This window comes from Streptomyces sp. NPDC048590 (assembly GCF_043199535.1).
In the GTDB taxonomy this organism is placed as follows: domain Bacteria; phylum Actinomycetota; class Actinomycetes; order Streptomycetales; family Streptomycetaceae; genus Streptomyces.
Genome location: NZ_JBICWC010000011.1, coordinates 1 through 19,261 on the forward strand (window position 1 = coordinate 1; position 19,261 = coordinate 19,261).

The window sequence follows — 19,261 nt, forward strand, 5'->3', positions numbered from 1 at the left end:
AGGCCGCCGGACTGGCGGTGTCAGCCTGTGGAGCGCAGGTAAGACCGGAACGTGTTCCGGCACCGCGCAGCGAAGCAGGAACCCACCCGACACCGCAGCCTTCAACGGCGCGGTAGGCGGGAATCTCCCCCCCCCTTCAGGGGGGAGAGGATGTCAATGAGGCCCGCGGTCGTTCTGGGCCAGCCGCAGCAGGTGGTCGGCGAGGGCCTGCCCGCCGTTCGGGTCCCTGCTGATCAGCATCAGCGTGTCGTCACCGGCGATCGTGCCGAGGATCGCCTGGAGTTCGGCCTGGTCGATCGCCGAGGCGAGGAACTGGGCGGCGCCCGGCGGCGTACGCAGCACCACCAGGTTGGCCGAGGCCTCCGCGGAGATCAGCAGCTCCGCGGAGAGCCTGCGCATCCGCTCCTCCTTGGCCGAGCCTCCCAGCGGGGCCTGCGGAGTGCGGAAACCGCCCTCGCTCGGTACCGCGTAGATCAGCTCGCCCCCGGTGTTGCGGATCTTGACCGCGCCGAGCTCGTCCAGATCGCGGGAGAGCGTCGCCTGGGTGACGCTCAGCCCGTCGTCGGACAGCAGCCTGGCCAGCTGGCTCTGCGAGCGCACCGGCCGGCGGTTCAGGATGTCCACGATCCTGCGGTGGCGTGCCGTGCGGGTCTGCGGCACCGCGGGCCCGCCGTGGTCGGCGTCCTGCGCCTCGGTCATCGTCGTCGCCTCATTCTCCGGATGGTCACTCTCCGGATCGTCCGTCCCCGTGGGCCGCGTCGAGGGCCCCCGGCAGAATCCGCAGGAAGGCGTCCACCTCGGCGTCACCGATGATCAGCGGCGGCATGAGCCGTACGACGTCGGGTGCGGGCGCGTTCACCAGGAGTCCTGCTCCCTGGGCCGCCTGCTGAACCTTCGCGGCGTGCGGCCCGGTGAGCACGATACCCAGCAGCAGCCCGGAGCCGCGGACGTGGGAGACCAGCGGGTGCCCGAGGCTCTCGACGCCTTCCCTGATCCGCTCGCCGAGCCGCTTCACCTCGTCCAGGACACCGTCCGCGGCCAGCGTGTCCAGCACGGCGAGCGCGGCGGCGCAGACGACGGGGTTGCCACCGAAGGTGGTCCCGTGATGCCCCGGCTTCAGGAGGTCGGCGGCCGCGCCGAAGGCGACGGTGGCGCCGATCGGCAGCCCGCCTCCGAGCCCCTTGGCCAGCGTGACCACGTCCGGCTCGACGCCCTGGTGCGCCTGGTGCTCGAACCACTGTCCGCAGCGGCCGATCCCGGTCTGCACCTCGTCCAGGACGAGCAGGGTGCCGGTGGCCCGGGTGATCTCCCGGGCCGCTTCCAGATAACCGGCGGGCGGTACGACCACGCCGTACTCCCCCTGGATCGGCTCGATGATCAGCAGCGCGGTGTCCGTGGTCACCGCCGCCCGGAGTGCCTCGACGTCGCCGAACGGCACGTGGGTGACGTCGCCGGGCAGGGGCAGGAACGGGGTGCGCTTGCCCTGCTGGCCGGTGAGCGCGAGGCTGCCCATCGTCCGGCCGTGGAAGCCGTTCTCGGTGGCGACCATGTGGGTCCGGCCGGTCAACCGGCCGATCTTGAAGGCCGCTTCGTTGGCCTCGGCGCCCGAGTTGCTGAAGAAGACCCTGCCGTCGCGTCCGAACAGCTGCAGGAGCCGCTCGGCGAGGGCGATGGGAGGCGGAGCGGTGTAGAGGTTGGAGACATGGCCGAGGGTGGCCATCTGCCGGGACACGGCCTCGGCCACCGCGGGGTGGGCGTGGCCGAGCGCGTTGACCGCGATCCCCCCGACGAAGTCGAGGTACTCGGCGCCCTCGGCGTCCCAGACCCGGGCGCCCTCGCCGCGCACCAGCGGCAGCTGCGGGGTGCCGTAGTTGTCCATCAGCGCGCCCTGCCAGCGCTGTGCGTACTCCGCGTTGCTCATGACTCCCCCTCTGCGTGCGGCTTTGCGACGGAGGCGTGGTCGGGCACCACCATGGTGCCGATCCCCTCGTCGGTGAAGATCTCCAGCAGGATCGAGTGCTGCACCCGGCCGTCGATGACACGGGCGGTCTCGACCCCGTTGCGTACGGCGTGGAGGCAGCCCTGCATCTTGGGCACCATGCCGCTCGACAGGTCGGGCAGCAGCTTCTCCAGCTCGGTCGCGGTGAGGCGGCTGATGACGTCGTCGCTGTTGGGCCAGTCCTCGTAGAGGCCCTCGACGTCGGTCAGGACCATCAGCGTCTCGGCACCCAGCGCCGCCGCGAGGGCCGCGGCCGCGGTGTCGGCGTTGACGTTGTAGACGTGGTTGTCCTCGGCGGAGCGGGCGATGGACGAGATCACCGGGATCCGTCCGTCGTCGAGCAGCGCCTGGATGGCCCCGGTGTCTATGGCGGTGATCTCACCGACGCGGCCGATGTCGACGGCCTCGCCGTCGATCACCGGGCGGTGCTGTACGGCGGTGATCGTGTGCGCGTCCTCGCCCGTCATACCGACGGCGAGCGGACCGTGCTGGTTCAGCAGCCCGACGAGCTCGCGCTGCACCTGGCCGGCGAGCACCATGCGTACGACGTCCATGGCCTCGGGGGTGGTGACGCGCAGTCCGGCCTTGAACTCGCTGACCAGGCCCTGCTTGTCGAGCTGTGCGCTGATCTGCGGGCCGCCGCCGTGCACGACGACGGGCTTGAGGCCCGCGTGCCGCAGAAAGACGACGTCCTGGGCGAAGGCGGCCTTCAGCTCCTCGTCGATCATGGCGTTCCCGCCGAACTTGATGACGACGGTCTTGCCGTTGTGCCGGGTGAGCCAGGGCAGCGCCTCGATGAGGATCTGTGCCTTGGGCAGCGCTGTGTGCTTCCTCGCGGCGCTCATGAGCTGTACGCGCTGTTCTCGTGGACGTACTCGGCGGTCAGGTCGTTGGCCCAGATGACGGCCGACTCGGTGCCCGCCGCGAGGTCGGCGGTGATCCTGACCTCCCGGTAGCGCATGTCGACCAGCTCACGGTCCTCGCCGACACTGCCGTTCTTGCACACCCACACGTCGTTGATGGCGACGTTCAGCTGGTCGGGCTCGAAGACGGCCTTCGTGGTACCGATCGCGGAGAGGACACGGCCCCAGTTGGGGTCCTCGCCGTGGATGGCGCACTTGAGGAGGTTGTTGCGGGCGATGCTCCGGCCGACCTCGACCGCGTCGTCCTCGGTCGCCGCGTTGACGACCTCGATCCGGATGTCCTTGGAGGCACCCTCCGCGTCGCCGATCAGCTGGCGGGCGAGGTCGGCGCAGACGCTCTGCACCGCCTGCTCGAACTCCGCCCGGCCGGGGGTGATCCCGCTCGCGCCCGAGGCGAGCAGCAGCACGGTGTCGTTGGTCGACATGCAGCCGTCGGAGTCGACCCGGTCGAAGGTGGTGCGGGTGGCGGCGCGCAGCGCGGTGTCCAGCGCGGGTGCCTCGACGTCGGCGTCGGTGGTGAGGACGACCAGCATGGTGGCGAGGCCGGGTGCGAGCATGCCCGCTCCCTTGGCCATCCCGCCGACGGTCCAGCCCTCGCCGCCGGCGACCGCGGTCTTGTGGACGGTGTCGGTGGTCTTGATGGCGATGGCGGCCCTCTCACCGCCGTGCTCGCTCAGCGCCTCGGCCGCCTTCGCGATCCCCGGCAGGAGCTTGTCCATGGGGAGGAGCAGACCGATCAGCCCGGTCGAGGCGACGGCGATCTCGCCGGCGCTGTGGCCGGGGAGGACCTCGGCGGCCTTCTCGGCGGTGGCGTGGGTGTCCTGGAACCCCTGCGGTCCCGTACAGGCGTTGGCGCCGCCGGAGTTGAGGACGACGGCGGTCACCTCGCCGCCCCTGAGGACCTGTTCGGACCAGAGGACGGGCGCGGCCTTGACCCGGTTGGAGGTGAAGACGCCCGCGGCGGCGCGGCGCGGCCCGTTGTTGACCACGAGGGCCAGGTCGGGGTCACCGCTCTCCTTGATCCCGGCGGCGATCCCCGCCGCCGTGAATCCCTCGGCTGCCGTGACGCTCACTTCATCTCCTCGTTCTCGTGCGCGTGGTGCGGCTGCGCGGTGTCCGTCGTCGGCCGCAGCCCGGCGGCTGCGGGGGTGTGGCTCACGGTGCGACTCCGATGGTGGAGAGGCCCGTGTCCTCGGGGAGCCCGAGGGCGATGTTCGTGCTCTGCAGGGCTCCGCCCGCGGTGCCCTTGGCGAGGTTGTCGATCGCGCTGATCACGATGAGGCGACCGGCCGCCTCGTCGTACGCGACCTGGATCTGCACGGCGTTGGAGCCGTACACGGCCGCGGTCGAGGGCCACTGCCCCTCGGGCAGCAGGTCCACGAACGGCTCGTCCGCGAAGGCCTTCTCGTAGACGGCGCGGAGGGAGTCGGCGCTCACCCCGGGCGTGGCCTTCGCGCTGCAGGTGGCGAGGATGCCCCGGGGCATGGGCGCCAGGGTCGGGGTGAACGACACGGTGACGGGCCCGCCGGCGGCGGCACCGAGGTTCTGGATCATCTCGGGGGTGTGCCGGTGGACCCCGCCGACGCCGTAGGGCGTCATGTTGCCCATGACCTCGGAGCCGAGCAGGTGCGGCTTGGCCGCCTTGCCCGCGCCGGAGGTACCGGACGCGGCGACGACGACGGCCTCGGACTCGGCCAGCCCCGCGGCGTACGCCGGGAAGAGGGCGAGGGAGACGGCCGTCGGGTAGCAGCCGGGCACGGCGATGCGCTTGGCCCCCGCCAGCGCGGCACGCGCCCCGGGCAGCTCGGGCAGACCGTAGGGCCAGGTGCCGGCGTGCGGCGAACCGTAGAACTTCTCCCAGTCGGCGGCGTCCTTCAGCCGGAAGTCGGCGCCCATGTCGACGACGAGCACCTCGTCGCCGAGCTGTTCGGCCACGGCGGCGGACTGCCCGTGCGGGAGTGCCAGGAAGACCACGTCGTGCCCGGCGAGCACCTCGGCGGTCGTGGGCTGGAGCACCCGGTCCGCGAGCGGCCTCAGGTGCGGCTGCAGCGCTCCCAGCCGCTCACCGGCGTTGGAGTGGGCGGTGAGTGCCCCGATCTCGATCTGGGGGTGGGTGAGCAGCAGGCGGAGGAGTTCCCCGCCGGCGTATCCGCTCGCTCCCGCCACTGCCGCACGTACCACCATCGGAAATCCTCCTCATCGATGGCATGACTATACGCAGCTATGCAGTGTTATGCAAAGACGTGGCGGTTCCCGACCGCCTCCTCCCGCGACGGCACGGCGGACCCGACAGCGTCACCCGCGTGGGGCCGAGGAGCGGAGGAACTCCAGGAGCGCCTGCGCCTGCGGCGCGTCCGCGTCGAAGAACTGCGTGGCCAGGGCGGGCGGTACGGCGGGACCGTGCATGCGGACCTCGTGGCACCGGAAGCAGAACGCCGCCTCGAACAGCATGAGGTCGAGGGAGCTCTCGTACGCCCGCATGCCCCAGCCCGGCGAGAAGCCGCATCGATGCCGTCCGCCCTCGGGCAGGGCCGTGACGGCGGCGAACGCCTCGGTGATCTCGTTCCCGGCCCAGTGGGCGACCACCTCTCCCTGGTAGGACGCGCCGCCCCCTGGCCGGAGGGCGGTGATGCGCACGACTTCCACCAGCGCTGCGGTGTCCGTGGCGTCCGGGGGAAGTCTCATGCACGCATTCTCGCAGGGCCGGCGAAGCGCCCAGCGTGTGGTGAGGCGGGCCGGGCCGGACTTCGGTTACATGGCCGGGGGGTCGCGCCGCGGCCCGGCAACCGAGGGAAGGAGCGGCCATGAGCGGGGTCCTCGACGAGATCGGTCTGGTGCACCGCGAGGTCGGTACACGGCGTGTGGGTGAGGAGGAGGCCGGCACGGTACTGCTCCGGCGCTCCTTCGACGCGGCCCTCGCGGACGTCTGGGCCGCGGTGACCACGAGGGAGCGGATCGCCCGGTGGTTCCTGCCGGTGACCGGGGATCTCCGGGAGGGCGGGAACTACCAGCTGGAAGGGAACGCCGGAGGCGAGATCCTCGAGTGCGTGGCGCGGGAGCGACTGCGCGTGTCCTGGCTGTACGGCCCCGATCCCGGCTTCAGCGAGGTCGAGGTGCGGCTCTCCCCGGACGGTGAGGCGCGGACGGTGTTCGAACTGGAGCACCTGGCCGTGGTCCCGGAGGAGTTCCGGAGCCAGTACGGTCCGGGCGCGGTCGGCATCGGCTGGGACCTGGCGCTGCTGGGGCTCGGATGGCATCTGACGGGCGGCGGACTCGACCAGGAAGCCTCCGCGTGGCAGGCCACCCCGGAGGCGAAGGCCTTCGTGGCGCGGTCGGGCGAGGAGTGGGGGCACGCGTTCGCCGCGTCGGGGGCGGATCCGGAGACGGTGACCGCCACGACCGTGGCGACGGTCGCGTTCTACACGGGCGAGTAGCCCCGCCGGGAGGCGGCCGGCCCCGTCCGCGGGCGGCAGCAAAACCGCGCGGCCGCCCGGGCTCGGAGCCCGGGCGGGGCGTTCCTCAGTCCTGGGAGCCCTTCTCCGCGCGTGCGGCGTTGCGCTCCTTGATGCGCACCGCCTCCTTGCGCACCTCGGCCTGGGTGGCGCGCTCCTTCTGGAGCCACTCCGGGTTGTCCTGCTTGAGGGAGTCGATCTGCTCGGTGGTGAGGGGGTCGGTGACACCGCCTCGCGCGAGCCCGGCGATGGAGACGCCGAGCTTGGAGGCGACGACCGGCCGCGGGTGCGGGCCGGTGCGGCGCAGGTCCTGCAGCCACTGCGGCGGCTCCGACTGCAGCGCGTTCAGCTCGGCGCGCGAGACGACGCCCTCCTGGAACTCGGCGGGGGTGGCTTCGAGGTACACACCCAGCTTCTTCGCCGCGGTGGCGGGCTTCATCGTCTGGGTGGTCTGGTGCGACGTCATGGTGTCCAGGGTATCGAGCGTGTGCGGCACCCGGGACCACGGCCGGTAGCCTTGCGGGGTGACAGGCTCGGAAGTACCCCTCGCGTTCCGGCTCGCCTACGTCCCGGGCGTGACCCCCGCCAAGTGGGTCCGGATCTGGAACGAGCGGCTCCCCGGCACCCCGCTGGCCCTCGCCGGCGTACCCGCCGCCGACGCCGAGGACCTGCTGCGTGAGGGCGGTGCGGACGCCGGTTTCCTGCGGCTGCCCGTCGACCGTACGTTCCTCAGTGCCATCCCCCTCTACACGGAGACGACCGTGGTGGTCGTCCCCAAGGACCACGAGGTGACCGCCGTCGAGGAGCTGGCGGTGGAGGAGCTGGCCGACGAGATCCTGCTGCACCCCCTGGACGACACCCTCGACTGGGAGCACCCGCCCGGCCGGCCCGCCTTCGAGCGGCCGGCCACCACCGAGGACGCGATCGAACTGGTGGCGGCCGGCATCGGCCTGCTCGTCGTCCCGCAGTCCCTGGCCCGCCTGTACCACCGCAAGGACCTCACCTACCGCCCGCTGACGGGTGCGCCCGAGTCGCGCATCGCCCTGTCGTGGCCGGAGGAGAGGACGACCGACCTGGTGGAGGAGTTCATCGGGATCGTCCGGGGGCGGACGGTGAACAGCACCCGGGGCCCGCGCCCGGCTCCTCAGCAGACCAAGGGCGGCCAGTCCGGGAAGGCCGGGACGAAGGGCGGCAACCCGCGCAAGGGCGGGGCACCCCGGGGCGGGGCCGGCACCGCGAAGAGCGCAAGGGGCGCCAAGGGCGGCGCCGCCAAGCGCGGAAAGCCCCGGCGTAGGCCCTGACGGACGGGTCGCCCCGTACCCGTAGTACTTCCGGGCTACGCGCCAGGTGCGCTCCCGGGCGGGACGCCGACCGTACGGGCCGGGCCCTAGCTTCGGTACCGGAGCCGACAGGAACCCCCCGGTACGGAAGGACCACCATGTTGTCCAAACACGAAGTGGCCCGGAACGCACCCGGGGGCACCAGGAATGCCTAGGCTGAGCAGCATGACGGGGGCCGGGGACCGGGTGGGCCGGGCATTGCGCCACGCACCACGGGCGCTGTACGAGGATCTGTGGAACGCTCCCGTCGACCCGTTGCCGCCCCAGGGCGCGCCGGGCACTCCGGTCTGGCATCCCGTCCTCGGGATGCTGCTGGTTCTCGCGGCACCGCTGATCGCCGTATGGCACGTGCCCGATCTGGTCGCTCACGGCGCGGCCGTGCCCGCGTACGCGGTGCTCCTCGTCACGCTCCAGGCCATGGCGCTGCTCGCCGGATTATGGCGCCCGCTGTACGCCTGGTGGGCGTCCCTCGTCCTGATGGTCGTCGGCGTGCGGATCGCGGAGTCCGTGTCGGCACCGGGTGATCCGTTCCCCTGGACAGGCGCCGACACGGCCTTGCAGAGCCTGGCGCTGCTCCTGCTGTCGCTCCGGGTGCGTCCTGGCAGATCGGTGCTCGCGCTCGCGGTGACCCTGACGGCGGGAGCGGTGTCGGGTCTCCCTGCCACCCAGGGGCAGAACTGGTCCATGGGGACCGGTGCGGCGGTCGTCGCCACCGCCGTCGTGATCGGTGCGGCGCTCCGCGCGCTGCGGGTGACCCGCACCCAGCTCGTGGCACAGTCCGGTCTCACCGCCGAGGAGAGGTCCCGGCGGACCCTGCTGGAGGAGCGCACCAGGATCGCGCGGGAGTTGCACGACGTGGTCGCCCACCACATGTCGGTGATCTCCATCCAGGCCCAGGTCGCCCCGCATCTGGTCGAGAACCCGTCGGACGAGCTCCGCGAGAACCTCGCGGGAATCAGGGAGAACGCCGTCGAGGCATTGGCGGAGCTGCGCCGGGTGCTCGGCGTGCTGCGTTCCGAGGACACGGGGGCCGACGGGGTGCGGCATGCCCCGCAGCCCACCCTGGACCGCCTGGACGAACTGACCGGCAAGGTGCGGACGGCGGGGATCCATGTCGACACGGAGACGACAGGGAACCGCCGGCCGCTGGCGCCCGGTGTGGAGCTGTCCGCCTTCCGGATCGTGCAGGAGGCTCTGAGCAACGTGATGCGCCATGCCCCCGGAGCCCGCGCCCGGGTGGAGATCGGCTACCACGGTGCCGCCGTCACCGTACGGGTGGCGAACACCGCACCGGCCGGACCGGCCGCGCCCTCCACGGGCATCGGACACGGACTGCTCGGGATGCGTGAACGCGCCTCCATGCTGGGGGGCGACCTTTCGCACGGACAACTCCCCGGAGGAGGTTGGGAAGTAGTCGCGACGCTCCCTCTGGAGGACCCCGCATGACCATCCGCGTCCTGATCGCCGACGACCAGATGATGGTCCGTCAGGGCTTCACCGTACTGCTGAACGCCGAGCCGGGGATCGAGGTCGTCGGACAGGCCGTGGACGGCGCGGACGCGCTCGAGCAGGCAGCCGAACTGGCCCCGGACGTGGTCCTGATGGACATCCGGATGCCGCGCCTGGGCGGTATCGACGCCACACGGGGCATCGCCGGGGCGCCGGGCTCGACCGCGAAGGTGCTGATCCTGACCACCTTCGACCTCGACGAGTACGTGTACGAGGCGCTGCGCGCGGGCGCGTCCGGCTTCCTCCTGAAGGACGCCTCGGCCGCCGAACTCGCCCATGCCGTAAGGGTGGTGGCAGCGGGCGACGCACTGCTCTCCCCCGGCGTCACCAGGCGTCTGATAGCCGAGTTCTCACGGGTGAGCAGGACTCCTCGCCCTCCCGTCAGGGAGCGGCTCGACGGTCTCACCGAGCGGGAGACGGAGGTGCTGTCGCTGATCGCGCAGGGCCTCTCCAACGCGGAGATCGCCGGCCGGCTGGTGGTGGCCGAGCAGACCGTGAAGACGCATGTGAGCCGCGTCCTGGTCAAGCTGGCCCTGCGCGACCGCACCCAGGCCGCGGTGTACGCGTACGAGAGCGGCCTGGTGCGCCCGTCGGGCTACTGATCCGCCCCGAGGACCCCGTACACGGCGTCGACCAGGGCCATCTTTCGCGGGTCGTCGGCGATGTGCGGGCCCATCCGGTTCATGACGTACCCGATCGCGATACCGGCCTCCGGGTCGGCGAGACCGCAGGACCCGCCGGCGCCGTCGTGGCCGACGGCACGCGGATTGGGCCCGTAGGAGGCGTTGGGGCCGCTCAGCCAGAGGCCGAGGCCGAGCTCCGTCTCGTGGGTGAAGCCCGCTCCGAGCACCAGGTCGCGGCATGGGCCCTGCCCCTCGCGGACCCGCTCGGCCGCTTCCGGGGAGAGGATTTGGCGGCCGTCGAGGGTGCCGCGCCCGGCGAGGATTCCGTAGAGGGAGGCGACCGCCCGTGCGGTGCCGTGGCCGTTGGCCGCCGGGATCTCGGCCGCACGCCAGCCGGGGGTGTTGGCCGCGGCGATGCCGGTGCCGGGGTTGAGCAGCGAGGCGACGGCCACCGGCTCCATCAGGGCGAAGAGGGCTGCCTGTTCGCGGGCGACGGACTTCGGCTGGACCAGTTCGGCGACGCGCTCGGCGTCCTTCTCCGGGAGACCGACGGTGAAGTCGATGCCGAGCGGCCCGGTGACCTCCTGCCGCAGGAACTCCCCGGGCAGCAGGCCGGTGATCCGGCGGACCACCTCGCCGACGAGGAAGCCGTAGGAGATGGCGTGGTAGCCGGAGCGGGTACCGGGCTCCCACCAGGGGGCGGTCGCCGCGAGGCGGGCCGTGGTGACCTCCCAGTCGTAGAGCTCGGCGAGGGTGTGCGGGTCCCGAAGGCCGGCGACCCCTGAGCGGTGCGAGAGCAGGTCGCGTACGCGCACCGACTGCTTGCCCTCGGCGGCGAATTCGGGCCAGTACACGGCTACCGGGGCGTCCAGGTCCAGCAGGCCGCGGTCGGCGAGGATGTGGGCGCAGAGCGCGGTCGGGCCCTTCGTGGTGGACCACACGTTGACCACGGTGTCCCGCTCCCAGGGGCGGGTGCGGGCGCCGTCCGCCCAGCCGCCCCACAGGTCCACCACGGGCGCGCCGTCGAGGAGCACGGTGACCGCCGCGCCCAGTTCGTCACGCTCGGCGAAGTTGGCCTCGAAGGCGTCGCGCACCGCGGCGAACCGGTCGTCACAGTGGCCATGGATCTGCGGCACGGGCATCTCCTCGTATCGGTGGCACGCACCATACCGACTGGTCGGACCGGCGGGAAGGCGCGAGGTGACCCGTTCCTCCGGGCGGGTCAGTACACCTGGCGCCCGAACGCCTCGAAGCTCAGGCTCCAGCGGCCGGGGGACCCGGTGATCGTGACGGTGGAGAGCGGCCTGACCTCGACGTTCCAGTACGTCGACGGCGGGGCCTTCAGCGCGTACACGAGCGCGGCGCGGACCACGGCCGGTTCGGCGACGGCGACGAGTGCGCCCTCCTCGACCGGGCGGGTGTCGAGCCAGTACCCCACCCGGGAGATGAAGGCGAGCAGGGACTCACCCCCGTGCGGGGCGGAGCGCGGGTCGGCGAGCCAGGCGTCCACCGCGGCCGGCTCCCTGGCGGCCACCTCCGAGAGGGTCAGACCGCGCCAGCGGCCCATGTCACAGTCTCGCAGCGCGAGTTGGACGAGGGGTGCGAAGCCGAGCGCGTCGCCGGTGGCCCGGCTGCGGGGTGTCGGCGAGCAGTAGCGGAGTTCCGCGGCGCCCAGGCCCACCAGGGTGTGAGCGGCGAGCTGGACCTCACGCCAGCCGGCGTGGTCGAGCGGCCGGTCGTCGTCGAACCGCTCGGCGAGGAGGGCGGAGCCGCGTGCTGCGGCGACCAGGGACACCCGAACACTCATGGGCGCGATCGTGGGGCCAGGCGCCCCGCCGGTCAAGAGGGCCCCGTCGGCCGCACGTGTTCACTTCTGCCTCAGCCCACCTGCAGGGCCATCCACATGTCCGGCTCGGCGAGCGGGGCGAAGCCGAGCCTCGCGTACACCCCGTGCGCGTCCTTGGTCGCCAGCATGAACCTCCGCACGCCCAGCGGGGCCAGTTCGTCCCGGACCGCGGTGACGAGCCGGGTGCCGAGCCCCTGCCCGCGCGCGGGGCGGTCGACGTAGACGTCGCAGATCCAGGCGAAGGAGGCACGGTCGGTCACCACCCTTGCGTACGCGGCCTGTTCGCCGGAATCCAGGTCGTACGCCCCGAAGTTGAGGGAGCCCGTCATCATCCGGTCGTGCTGCTCCCGGGTGCGACCGACGGCCCAGTAGGCGTCGGTGGAGAGCCAGTCGTGGACACGCGCGGCGTCGATCCGTGCGGGATCGCTGGAGATCGCGTGGCTCCCGCCGACGCTGTCGTCACTCATCCGGGGAGGCTATCCGTTGCCACCCCCAGGCCGTCGACCGCTTTACGCAGCCTCCGCACGCCTTCGGCGATCTCCGCGGGACCGGACACCCCGGCGAAGCTCAGCCTGATGTGCCCGGCCGGGGGTTCGGCACAGTGGTACGGGCGTCCGGGGGCCACCGCCACACCGGCCCGCAGGGCGGCGGAGACCAGCGCGGACTCCCCCGCGGCCGGACCCGGCAGCCTGAGCCAGAGGGTGACGCCGCCCGAGGGTACGTGCGGCAGGACGAGTTCGGGCAGCTGGGCGCGGACCGCCGCGGTCATCGCGGTGCGACGGCCGGCGAGTTCACCTGCCACGCTCCGCAGGTGACGCTCCCATGCCGGGGAACCGACCAGTTCCAGTGCGGCCTCCTGGAGCGGCCGGGGGACGAAGAAGCTGTCGACGACCTGGAGCGCGCGCAGCCGTTCCATCACGGGTCCGCGGGCCGCGAGCGCCCCGACGCGGAGGCTGGGCGAGGTGACCTTGGTCAGGGAGCAGACATGGACCACGACACCGTCCGGGTCGTGGGACGCGAGGGGTTCGGGCAGCGGACCGGCGTCCGCGTGGACCAGCCGGCGGGCGAAGTCGTCCTCGACGACGAAGGCTCCGGCCTTCCGGGCCGCCCGTACGACACGTTCGCGCCGCCCGGGGGCGAGCACCGCGCCCGTGGGGTTCTGGAAGAGCGGCTGGCAGACGAAGACCCTCGCCCCGGTGGCCCGGAAGGCGTCCTCCAGCAGTTCGGGCCGCACACCGTCGGCGTCCACCGGTACCGGGACCGGCCGCAGCCCGGTGGCCCGCGCGGCCGCCAGCATCCCCGTGTAGGTGGGCGACTCCACGAGTACGGGGGCTCCTGGCGGGGCGAGCGCCCGCAGGGCGGTGGTCAGGGCGCTCTGGCCTCCCGCGGTGATCAGGACGTCGGAGGCGGTGACCGGGGAGCCGATCTCGCGGGCGAACCAGGCGCGCAGTTCGGGCAGCCCGTCGGTGGGGGGCCTGCTCCATGCCCCGGGCCGCCGGCCGGCCCTCGCCAGGGCGGCGGCCAGGGCGCGCTCGGGCTGCAGCCCGTGGTGGAGGTAGCCGCCGTTGAACTCGATCACCCCGGGCGGGGGCGCGGCGAGGGTGACGAGGACGTCGGACGCGTCGACGGTGCGCGGCACGGCCCCGGGTCCGCCGTCGCCGCTGAGGGAGACCTCCTGCCAGGAGGTGTCGCCCGGGGCAGGTGCGGCGGTCCGGGCCTCGGCCCGGAAGGCTCCGGCGCCGGGCCGCGTGAAGACCAGCCCCTCCGCGACGAGCTGTCCGACCGCCCGGGAGACCGTCACCGGGCTCACCTTGAAGCGTTCGACGAGCTCCCGACTGGACGGCAGCTTTCCACCCGGTGAGTAGCGGTTCAACTCCCCGCGCAGAGAGTTCGCCAGTTCGGAGACGCTGCTACGCTCACGCATGAGAGCAAATAATAGCGCTACTACCGCACCATCGATAGCGGTCAGCGCCCTCGGAACCCCTGCCGCGCGACATCGGGGCAGCGGTGCCCTGCTCGCCGGGCTGGGCGTCCTCACCTTCTCGCTGACCTTCCCCTCGACGGTGTGGGGGCTGGAAAGCTTCGGGCCCTGGTCCCTGGTCGCGCTGCGGAGCGTGCTGGCCGCGACGATCGCCGGATGCGCGCTGCTCGCCGGCCGCGCCGCCCTGCCCGAACGCCGCCACTGGGCCGGCCTCGCCGTCGTCGCGGGCGGTGTCGTGGTGGGCTTCCCCCTGCTGACCACGCTGGCCCTGCAGACCTCCACCAGCTCGCACGCGGCCGTCGTGGTGGGTCTCCTGCCGCTGACGACCGCCCTCCTGTCCGCGGTGCGCACCGGCGCGCGCCCACCACGCGCCTTCTGGGCCGCTGCACTGGCCGGCGCCGCCGTGGTGATCGCCTTCACCGTCCGGCAGAGCGGCGGGGCGCTCTCCCGTGGCGACCTGTACCTCTTCGCGGCCCTGCTGGTCTGCGCGGCGGGTTACACCGAGGGCGGCCGGCTGGCCCGGACGATGCCGGGCTGGCAGGTGATCGGCTGGGCGCTCGTCCTCTGCCTGCCGCTCTCGGTCGCCGGCGCCGCCGTGGCCCTGCCGTACGAGCCGGTGCACCTCACGGTGCACGGGGTGACCGGCCTGGTATGGGTGTCCGCCGTATCGACCTTCCTGGGGATGTACCTCTGGTACCGGGGCATGGCCGAGATCGGGGTGGAGCGGGCCAGCCAGCTCCAGCTGGCACAGCCGCTGCTCACGCTGGTCTGGTCGTTCCTGGCCCTGGGCGAGCGGGTGTCCGCCGCGGCCCCCGTGGCGGCGGTGGCCGTCCTGGTGTGCATCGCCGTCACCCAGCGAGCGGGGGGTGGGGGCGGACGCCGTACGGGAGCCGGGGCGCCCGTACGGTCATAGACTTGTCGACATGGACCGCCACCCGTGAGGAGGTCACTCCCGATGGAGGCACATGCGGGCGACCGGCTGCTGACGCACGGCAGGACCGTCGGACAGCACGACCGGGTCGCAGAGATCATCGAGGTGCTCGGCGACGGGGGCGAGCCCCCGTACCGGCTGCGCTTCGAGGACGGGCACGAGTCGATCAGATCCCCGGGCCCCGACAGTGTCGTCCAGCACACCGCCGCCGAGGACCGGGAGCGGTAGGGCCGGGAACGGCAGGACGGCGCACGGCCGGACGCGCGTGTGCCGGGGGCACGAGCGGCCCCCGGCACACGCGTCGCACGGCGGCACCGTCAGCGGGGCGTGCGGGCCCTGACCTGGTAGTGGTCCGCCACGACCCTGGCCATGGCCCCGATGGGGTCGGACTTCACCTGCTTCGCCGAGAAGTAGATGTGACCGCCCACCTCCGGGTGCCCGGCCGCGAGGTCGAGGTGCCGGGAGAGCTCGGCGGGGTCCTGCCAGGCGGCGGGCTGCGCCGGGTCGCCGGCCTTGTAGAGCGCCTCCCCCACGTACAGGCCGACGCCGGTTCCCCGGGCGGTCTCCGCCCACCAGGAGACCAGCTTCGCGTAGTCGGCCGCGGCGAAGCCGATGTTCCAGTAGACCTGCGGGCAGATGTAGTCGATCCAGCCCTCCTTCACCCACTTACGGGTGTCAGCGTGCAGGTCGTCGTAGGTCTGCACCCCGGCAGCGGTGTCCGACCCCAGCGGGTCGGTCGTGGCGTTGCGCCAGACGGCGAAGGGGCTGATCCCGAACTTGACGCCGCTCCTGACCTCCTTGATCCGCGCGGCCGTCTCGCTCACCAGCCGGTCGGTGTTGTCACGGCGCCAGGCCGCCTTGCTGCCGAAGTCCCCGCCGTACCGCGCGTACGCGTCGTCGTCGTCGAACACCTGCCCCGCCACCGGGTACGGGTAGAAGTAGTCGTCCCAGTGCACCGCGTCGACGGCGTAGCGGCTCACGGCGTCGAGCATGGCGTCCTGCACGAACTTCCTGACCTCGGGGAGGCCGGGGTTGTAGTAGAGCTTCCCGCCGTAGGGCAGGACCCAGTCCGGGTGGAGCCGGGCGGGGTGCGAGGCGACCAGCCGTGAGGGGTCCGTGTGGTTGGCGACCCGGTACGGGTTGAACCAGGCGTGAAGCTCCAGCCCTCGGGCGTGCGCCTCGCGCACCGCGGTACCCAGCGGGTCCCACCCCGGGTCCTTGCCCTGGACCCCTGTCAGGCACTGGGCCCACGGCTCGTAGGACGAGGGCCAGAGGGCATCGGCGCTCGGCCGGACCTGGAGGACCACCGCGTTCAGCCGCAGCTCCACGGCGCGGTCAAGATGGGCGATCAGTTCGGCCTCCTGGGCGGCGGCGCTCAGACCCGGCGCCGAGGGCCAGTCCAGGTTGGCGACCGTGGCGATCCACACACCCCGCAGCTCGCCCGCCTCCGCCCTGTGGCGCCGGTGCCGGGCACCGCCCGGCCGGGGCGCGGCGACCGCGTCACCCGCCGTCATCAGTGCGGCCACCGTGCTCGCCGCGCCCAGCACCAGAGACCTTCGGCCCATACGACGCATCTGTGTACCTTTCATATCGCTTGTCCTCGTATGTCACATCGGCATTGCGTGACGCAGATCATGCCCGCCGCCGGACCGTTCGACCCGCGGCTCACCGAAGGCTGAACGCGGGTTAACGTCATGGGGTCGAGGCGGGCACCGCGATCGGACGGGGACTGCCGCACGGAGATCAGCGAAAGGCACGAGGTGACGGACTCTATGGCCGACATTGCACGCGTCGGAGTGGTGGGCTGTGGCCAGATGGGCGCAGGCATCGCGGAGGTGTGCGCCCGCAGCGGTCTCGACGTGAAGGTGGCCGAGACCACCGGCGAGGCGCTGGAGATAGGGCGTACCCGGCTGCACAACTCCCTCTCCAAGGCCGCCGAACGCGGCAAGATCACGGTGGAGGAGCGGGACGAGACCCTCGCCCGCCTCAGCTTCACCACCGATCTCGGCGAGTTCGCCGACCGCGACCTGGTGATCGAGGCGGTCGTCGAGAACGAGCAGGTGAAGACCGAGATCTTCCAGGTGCTCGATCAGGTGGTGACCCGCCCTGACGCGATTCTCGCCTCGAACACCTCCTCCATCCCGCTCGTGAAGCTGGCCGTGGCCACCTCCCGGCCGGACCAGGTCATCGGGATCCACTTCTTCAACCCGGCCCCGGTGCAGCGGCTCGTCGAGCTGATCCCGGCGCTGACGACGTCCGACGAGACGATAAAGCGTGCCGAGGCACTCGTGCAGAACGTCCTGGACAAGCACGCGATCCGCGCCCAGGACCGCTCGGGCTTCGTCGTCAACGCCCTGCTGATCCCGTATCTGCTCTCGGCGATCCGGATGTTCGAGTCCGGCATCGCCAGCCGTGAGGACATCGACAACGGCATGGAGATGGGCTGCGCCCACCCCATGGGCCCGCTGAAGCTCGCCGACCTCATCGGCCTGGACACCGTGGCGTCCGTCGCCGACTCGATGTACGCGGAGTACAAGGAGCCCCTGTACGCCGCTCCCCCGCTCCTCCAGCGGATGGTCGACGCGGGCCGGCTCGGCCGCAAGACGGGGTCGGGGTTCTACACCTACGACTGAGCGGCCGGAGCGGGACGGGGCCTCGCCTTCCCGGAGGCCCCGTCCCGCCCCGCTCCCTCACCCCAGCCGCATGTGATGGAGCATCAGCAGGCCCGCGGCCATGTTCGCCGCCGGTATCTCACCGCGTGCGACCATGTCCGGCACCAGCTTGAGCGGGACCCACTCCCGGCGCGAGGACTCGAAGTCGTCCGCGGGATGACCGGTGTACGTCGCCTCCGTGGACCAGAAGAGGTGGTGCCGGGCGTCGACGAGACCGTTGGCGGGCTCCACGGTCATCAGGGGCCGCAGCTCACCAGGCCGCCAGCCGGTCTCCTCCTCCATCTCGCGCGCGGCAGCGGCGGCGATGTCCTCGCCGCCCTCGACCACCCCCGCGGCCAGCTCCCACCCCCAGCTGTCCGTGATGAACCGGTGCCGCCACAGGAGGAGGACCTCGTTCGCCTCGTTGACGACGGTCGCGGCCGCGACGGCGCGGAGCCGGATGAGGAAGTGGTCCAGGTGCCTCCCGTCAGGGAGGACCACATCTGCCAGATTGACCCGGAACCACGGGTTCTCGTACACAGTCTGCTCGTTCAGGTTCGTCCACTGCACGGTTCTGCCACCTTCCGACTGGTCGATGGCAACATCGGAGCAGAGTCTGCCCCCGCGAGGGAACGTCGGCAGGGCGCCGGGAAGGGGCTCACAGAGGCACGCGGAGCGCTCCGTCGATGAGGCGGGCCGCCGCTTCGGCGTCGGCGCAGCCGCTGGCGGCCAGATGTTCCCGTACGGAGCGGAGCCTGTCCCGCAGCCGCTGCGACTCCATGCCCCGGGCGCGTTCCGCCATTTCGCGGGCCGTGCCCGCCGCCTTGTCCGCCTCCCCCTGGAGGAGTTCGAGATGGGTGAGCAGGGCGAGCCGGTGCACCGCGCCCCGGTCGTGTGCGGGGGAGCGTACGGCCGTCGTGGCGTGCTCCCGGGCGCCGGAGAGGTCACCGAGGCGCAACAGGGCCTCCGCCACCTGGATGTTGACGAGGCCCGGCTGGACGTACCCGGTCTCGTCCGGTTCGCCGCCGCTGCGGATGAGACCGGCATCGGCCTCGGCGCGGCGGATGCATTCCAAGGCCGCCCGGTGGTCCCCGAGCCGGGCGTAGGCCTTGGCCTGCATGGCGTGCAGGTCGGCGGCCAGGGCCGGGGTGATGTGCGGGCCGGCGGCGCGCAGGGCGGCCTCGGCGAAGGCCACGGAGCGCCGGTACTCGGACAGGTGGAGCGACTGGTTCACGAGCAGGGCGATGACATAGCCGCCGAGCCCCCGGTCCCCGCTCGCCTTGGCGAGGCGGAGGGCCTGGTGGAAGTAGCGCTGGGCCAGCCCGTGGGCGTCGGAGTCGTAGGCGCAGATGCCCGCGACGGCAACCAGTCCGGCCGTCGCGCGGTGCAGCTGACGGCCCGTCGCGTCGCTGTACCCGCCGCGCAGCAGGGGCGCGGTCTCGGTGTTGAGGAAGCCGACGACGCGCGACCTCGTCGCGATCCCGCCCGCCTTCCGGTACATCTGCTCGTAGTGGGCACGGGCGGCGCGGAGCATCGCTATGTCCGCCTCGCTCACCCGGGCCGGTCCCGGACGGGAGACATCGGTGTCCTCGGGCGGGTTCTCCCACTCCCAGACGGGCATCACGGCCGTGGTGCCCGTCACGGCCGGGGCCGAGGCGAGGTGCGGGCGTTGCTGCTCGTCGGAGCGCCAGAGCGCGGTCGCGTGCTCGACGAACCCGGTGAGGCCTGTGCCGGGCGACTCCTTGGCCCCTGTCCCCTCGACGCCCATCCCGATGTCGTCGAGCGTGACGGTCCGCTCCAGGCGGGCCGCCAGGACCTCGCAGATCAGGTCAGGGACCTGACCGCGCGGGCGCTGGCCCTTGAGCCAGCGGGCGACCGCCGTGTGCTCGTAGCGCAGGCACAGCCCCCGGGCCCGGCCGGCCTGGTTGACGCGGCCGGCGAGGCCGGCACGGGACACCCCTGCTTCGTCGATCAGGGATTCGAGCAGGACATTGGGCTCCATTGCC

At 72.3% G+C, this 19,261-nt stretch carries 21 protein-coding genes; 7 read left to right on the forward strand and 14 right to left on the reverse strand.

Annotated features, from left to right (window positions below):
* Window positions 1-153: 153 nt before the first annotated feature.
* The 6 genes from ACGFNN_RS28500 to ACGFNN_RS28525 form a co-directional block, all read right to left on the reverse strand.
* On the reverse strand, window positions 154-699 hold the full coding sequence (locus tag ACGFNN_RS28500) for an arginine repressor (RefSeq protein WP_393560140.1): 546 nt from the start codon (window positions 697-699) through the stop codon (window positions 154-156).
* A gap of 25 nt (window positions 700-724) precedes the next feature.
* Entirely contained in the window at window positions 725-1,921 is a 1,197-nt protein-coding gene (locus ACGFNN_RS28505) for an acetylornithine transaminase (protein ID WP_393560142.1), read from the reverse strand.
* Window positions 1,918-2,844 (reverse strand): acetylglutamate kinase, encoded by a 927-nt coding sequence (argB, locus tag ACGFNN_RS28510; protein WP_393560144.1) that lies wholly within the window; start codon window positions 2,842-2,844, stop codon window positions 1,918-1,920. The genes ACGFNN_RS28505 and argB overlap by 4 nt, the downstream gene beginning before the upstream one ends.
* Window positions 2,841-3,995, reverse strand: a complete 1,155-nt coding sequence (gene argJ / locus ACGFNN_RS28515; RefSeq protein WP_393560146.1) for a bifunctional glutamate N-acetyltransferase/amino-acid acetyltransferase ArgJ — start codon at window positions 3,993-3,995, stop codon at window positions 2,841-2,843. Before argJ ends, argB begins: the two co-directional genes overlap by 4 nt.
* A gap of 82 nt (window positions 3,996-4,077) precedes the next feature.
* Window positions 4,078-5,106 carry an N-acetyl-gamma-glutamyl-phosphate reductase gene (gene argC, locus ACGFNN_RS28520; RefSeq protein ID WP_393560148.1) on the reverse strand — a complete coding sequence of 343 codons (1,029 nt, stop codon included), beginning with the start codon at window positions 5,104-5,106 and terminating at the stop codon, window positions 4,078-4,080.
* A 111-nt stretch (window positions 5,107-5,217) separates the two neighbouring features.
* Window positions 5,218-5,607, reverse strand: coding sequence for a hypothetical protein (locus tag ACGFNN_RS28525; protein WP_393560150.1), 390 nt, complete (start codon window positions 5,605-5,607; stop codon window positions 5,218-5,220).
* A 119-nt stretch (window positions 5,608-5,726) separates the two neighbouring features.
* Here ACGFNN_RS28525 and ACGFNN_RS28530 point away from each other — a divergent pair, with 119 nt between their 5' ends.
* On the forward strand, window positions 5,727-6,356 hold the full coding sequence (locus tag ACGFNN_RS28530) for an SRPBCC family protein (RefSeq protein WP_393560152.1): 630 nt from the start codon (window positions 5,727-5,729) through the stop codon (window positions 6,354-6,356).
* A gap of 85 nt (window positions 6,357-6,441) precedes the next feature.
* Here the strand turns inward: ACGFNN_RS28530 and ACGFNN_RS28535 are convergent, their stop codons facing one another.
* Window positions 6,442-6,840: a DUF5997 family protein gene (locus tag ACGFNN_RS28535; protein WP_393560154.1), complete on the reverse strand. Its 399-nt coding sequence runs from the start codon at window positions 6,838-6,840 to the stop codon at window positions 6,442-6,444.
* 58 nt (window positions 6,841-6,898) lie between these two features.
* On the opposite strand from ACGFNN_RS28535, the gene ACGFNN_RS28540 reads away from it, so the two are divergent.
* The 3 genes from ACGFNN_RS28540 (at window position 6,899) to ACGFNN_RS28550 (ending at window position 9,825) form a co-directional block, all read left to right on the forward strand.
* Window positions 6,899-7,675: a LysR family substrate-binding domain-containing protein gene (locus tag ACGFNN_RS28540; RefSeq protein WP_393560156.1), complete on the forward strand. Its 777-nt coding sequence runs from the start codon at window positions 6,899-6,901 to the stop codon at window positions 7,673-7,675.
* A 204-nt stretch (window positions 7,676-7,879) separates the two neighbouring features.
* Window positions 7,880-9,160, forward strand: a complete 1,281-nt coding sequence (locus ACGFNN_RS28545) for a sensor histidine kinase (RefSeq protein WP_393560158.1) — start codon at window positions 7,880-7,882, stop codon at window positions 9,158-9,160.
* Complete coding sequence (locus ACGFNN_RS28550; protein ID WP_393560160.1) at window positions 9,157-9,825, forward strand: response regulator; 669 nt, start codon at window positions 9,157-9,159, stop codon at window positions 9,823-9,825. The genes ACGFNN_RS28545 and ACGFNN_RS28550 overlap by 4 nt, the downstream gene beginning before the upstream one ends.
* Here the strand turns inward: ACGFNN_RS28550 and ACGFNN_RS28555 are convergent.
* The 4 genes from ACGFNN_RS28555 to ACGFNN_RS28570 form a co-directional block, all read right to left on the reverse strand.
* On the reverse strand, window positions 9,819-10,982 hold the full coding sequence (locus ACGFNN_RS28555; protein WP_393560162.1) for a serine hydrolase domain-containing protein: 1,164 nt from the start codon (window positions 10,980-10,982) through the stop codon (window positions 9,819-9,821). The two genes, ACGFNN_RS28550 and ACGFNN_RS28555, sit on opposite strands and share 7 nt — an antisense overlap.
* Window positions 10,983-11,068: 86 nt before the next feature.
* Window positions 11,069-11,653: a histidine phosphatase family protein gene (locus ACGFNN_RS28560; protein WP_393560164.1), complete on the reverse strand. Its 585-nt coding sequence runs from the start codon at window positions 11,651-11,653 to the stop codon at window positions 11,069-11,071.
* A 71-nt stretch (window positions 11,654-11,724) separates the two neighbouring features.
* Window positions 11,725-12,159 (reverse strand): GNAT family N-acetyltransferase, encoded by a 435-nt coding sequence (locus ACGFNN_RS28565; RefSeq protein WP_393560166.1) that lies wholly within the window; start codon window positions 12,157-12,159, stop codon window positions 11,725-11,727.
* The gene (locus ACGFNN_RS28570) at window positions 12,156-13,616 is read right to left on the reverse strand and encodes a PLP-dependent aminotransferase family protein (protein ID WP_393560168.1); all 1,461 of its coding nucleotides are present in this window, start codon (window positions 13,614-13,616) and stop codon (window positions 12,156-12,158) included. The genes ACGFNN_RS28565 and ACGFNN_RS28570 overlap by 4 nt, the downstream gene beginning before the upstream one ends.
* Here ACGFNN_RS28570 and ACGFNN_RS28575 point away from each other — a divergent pair.
* Together ACGFNN_RS28575 and ACGFNN_RS28580 are read left to right on the forward strand one after the other, a co-directional pair.
* The gene (locus ACGFNN_RS28575; RefSeq protein WP_393560170.1) at window positions 13,615-14,586 is read left to right on the forward strand and encodes a DMT family transporter; all 972 of its coding nucleotides are present in this window, start codon (window positions 13,615-13,617) and stop codon (window positions 14,584-14,586) included. The two genes, ACGFNN_RS28570 and ACGFNN_RS28575, sit on opposite strands and share 2 nt — an antisense overlap.
* A 42-nt stretch (window positions 14,587-14,628) precedes the next feature.
* Window positions 14,629-14,832 (forward strand): DUF1918 domain-containing protein, encoded by a 204-nt coding sequence (locus ACGFNN_RS28580; protein WP_393560172.1) that lies wholly within the window; start codon window positions 14,629-14,631, stop codon window positions 14,830-14,832.
* Between the two features lie 89 nt (window positions 14,833-14,921).
* On the opposite strand, the gene ACGFNN_RS28585 is transcribed toward ACGFNN_RS28580, so the two are convergent.
* A complete protein-coding gene (locus tag ACGFNN_RS28585) occupies window positions 14,922-16,178 on the reverse strand; it encodes a glycoside hydrolase family 10 protein (protein ID WP_393560499.1) in 1,257 nt (418 codons plus the stop codon).
* Window positions 16,179-16,376: 198 nt separating this feature from the next.
* On the opposite strand from ACGFNN_RS28585, the gene ACGFNN_RS28590 reads away from it, so the two are divergent.
* Window positions 16,377-17,237 (forward strand): 3-hydroxybutyryl-CoA dehydrogenase, encoded by an 861-nt coding sequence (locus ACGFNN_RS28590; protein ID WP_362554364.1) that lies wholly within the window; start codon window positions 16,377-16,379, stop codon window positions 17,235-17,237.
* A gap of 57 nt (window positions 17,238-17,294) precedes the next feature.
* On the opposite strand, the gene ACGFNN_RS28595 is transcribed toward ACGFNN_RS28590, so the two are convergent.
* Together ACGFNN_RS28595 and ACGFNN_RS28600 are read right to left on the reverse strand one after the other, a co-directional pair.
* Entirely contained in the window at window positions 17,295-17,825 is a 531-nt protein-coding gene (locus ACGFNN_RS28595) for an NUDIX domain-containing protein (RefSeq protein ID WP_393560174.1), read from the reverse strand.
* A gap of 88 nt (window positions 17,826-17,913) precedes the next feature.
* Entirely contained in the window at window positions 17,914-19,257 is a 1,344-nt protein-coding gene (locus ACGFNN_RS28600) for a transcriptional regulator (protein WP_393560176.1), read from the reverse strand.
* Between the last annotated feature and the right edge of the window lie 4 nt (window positions 19,258-19,261).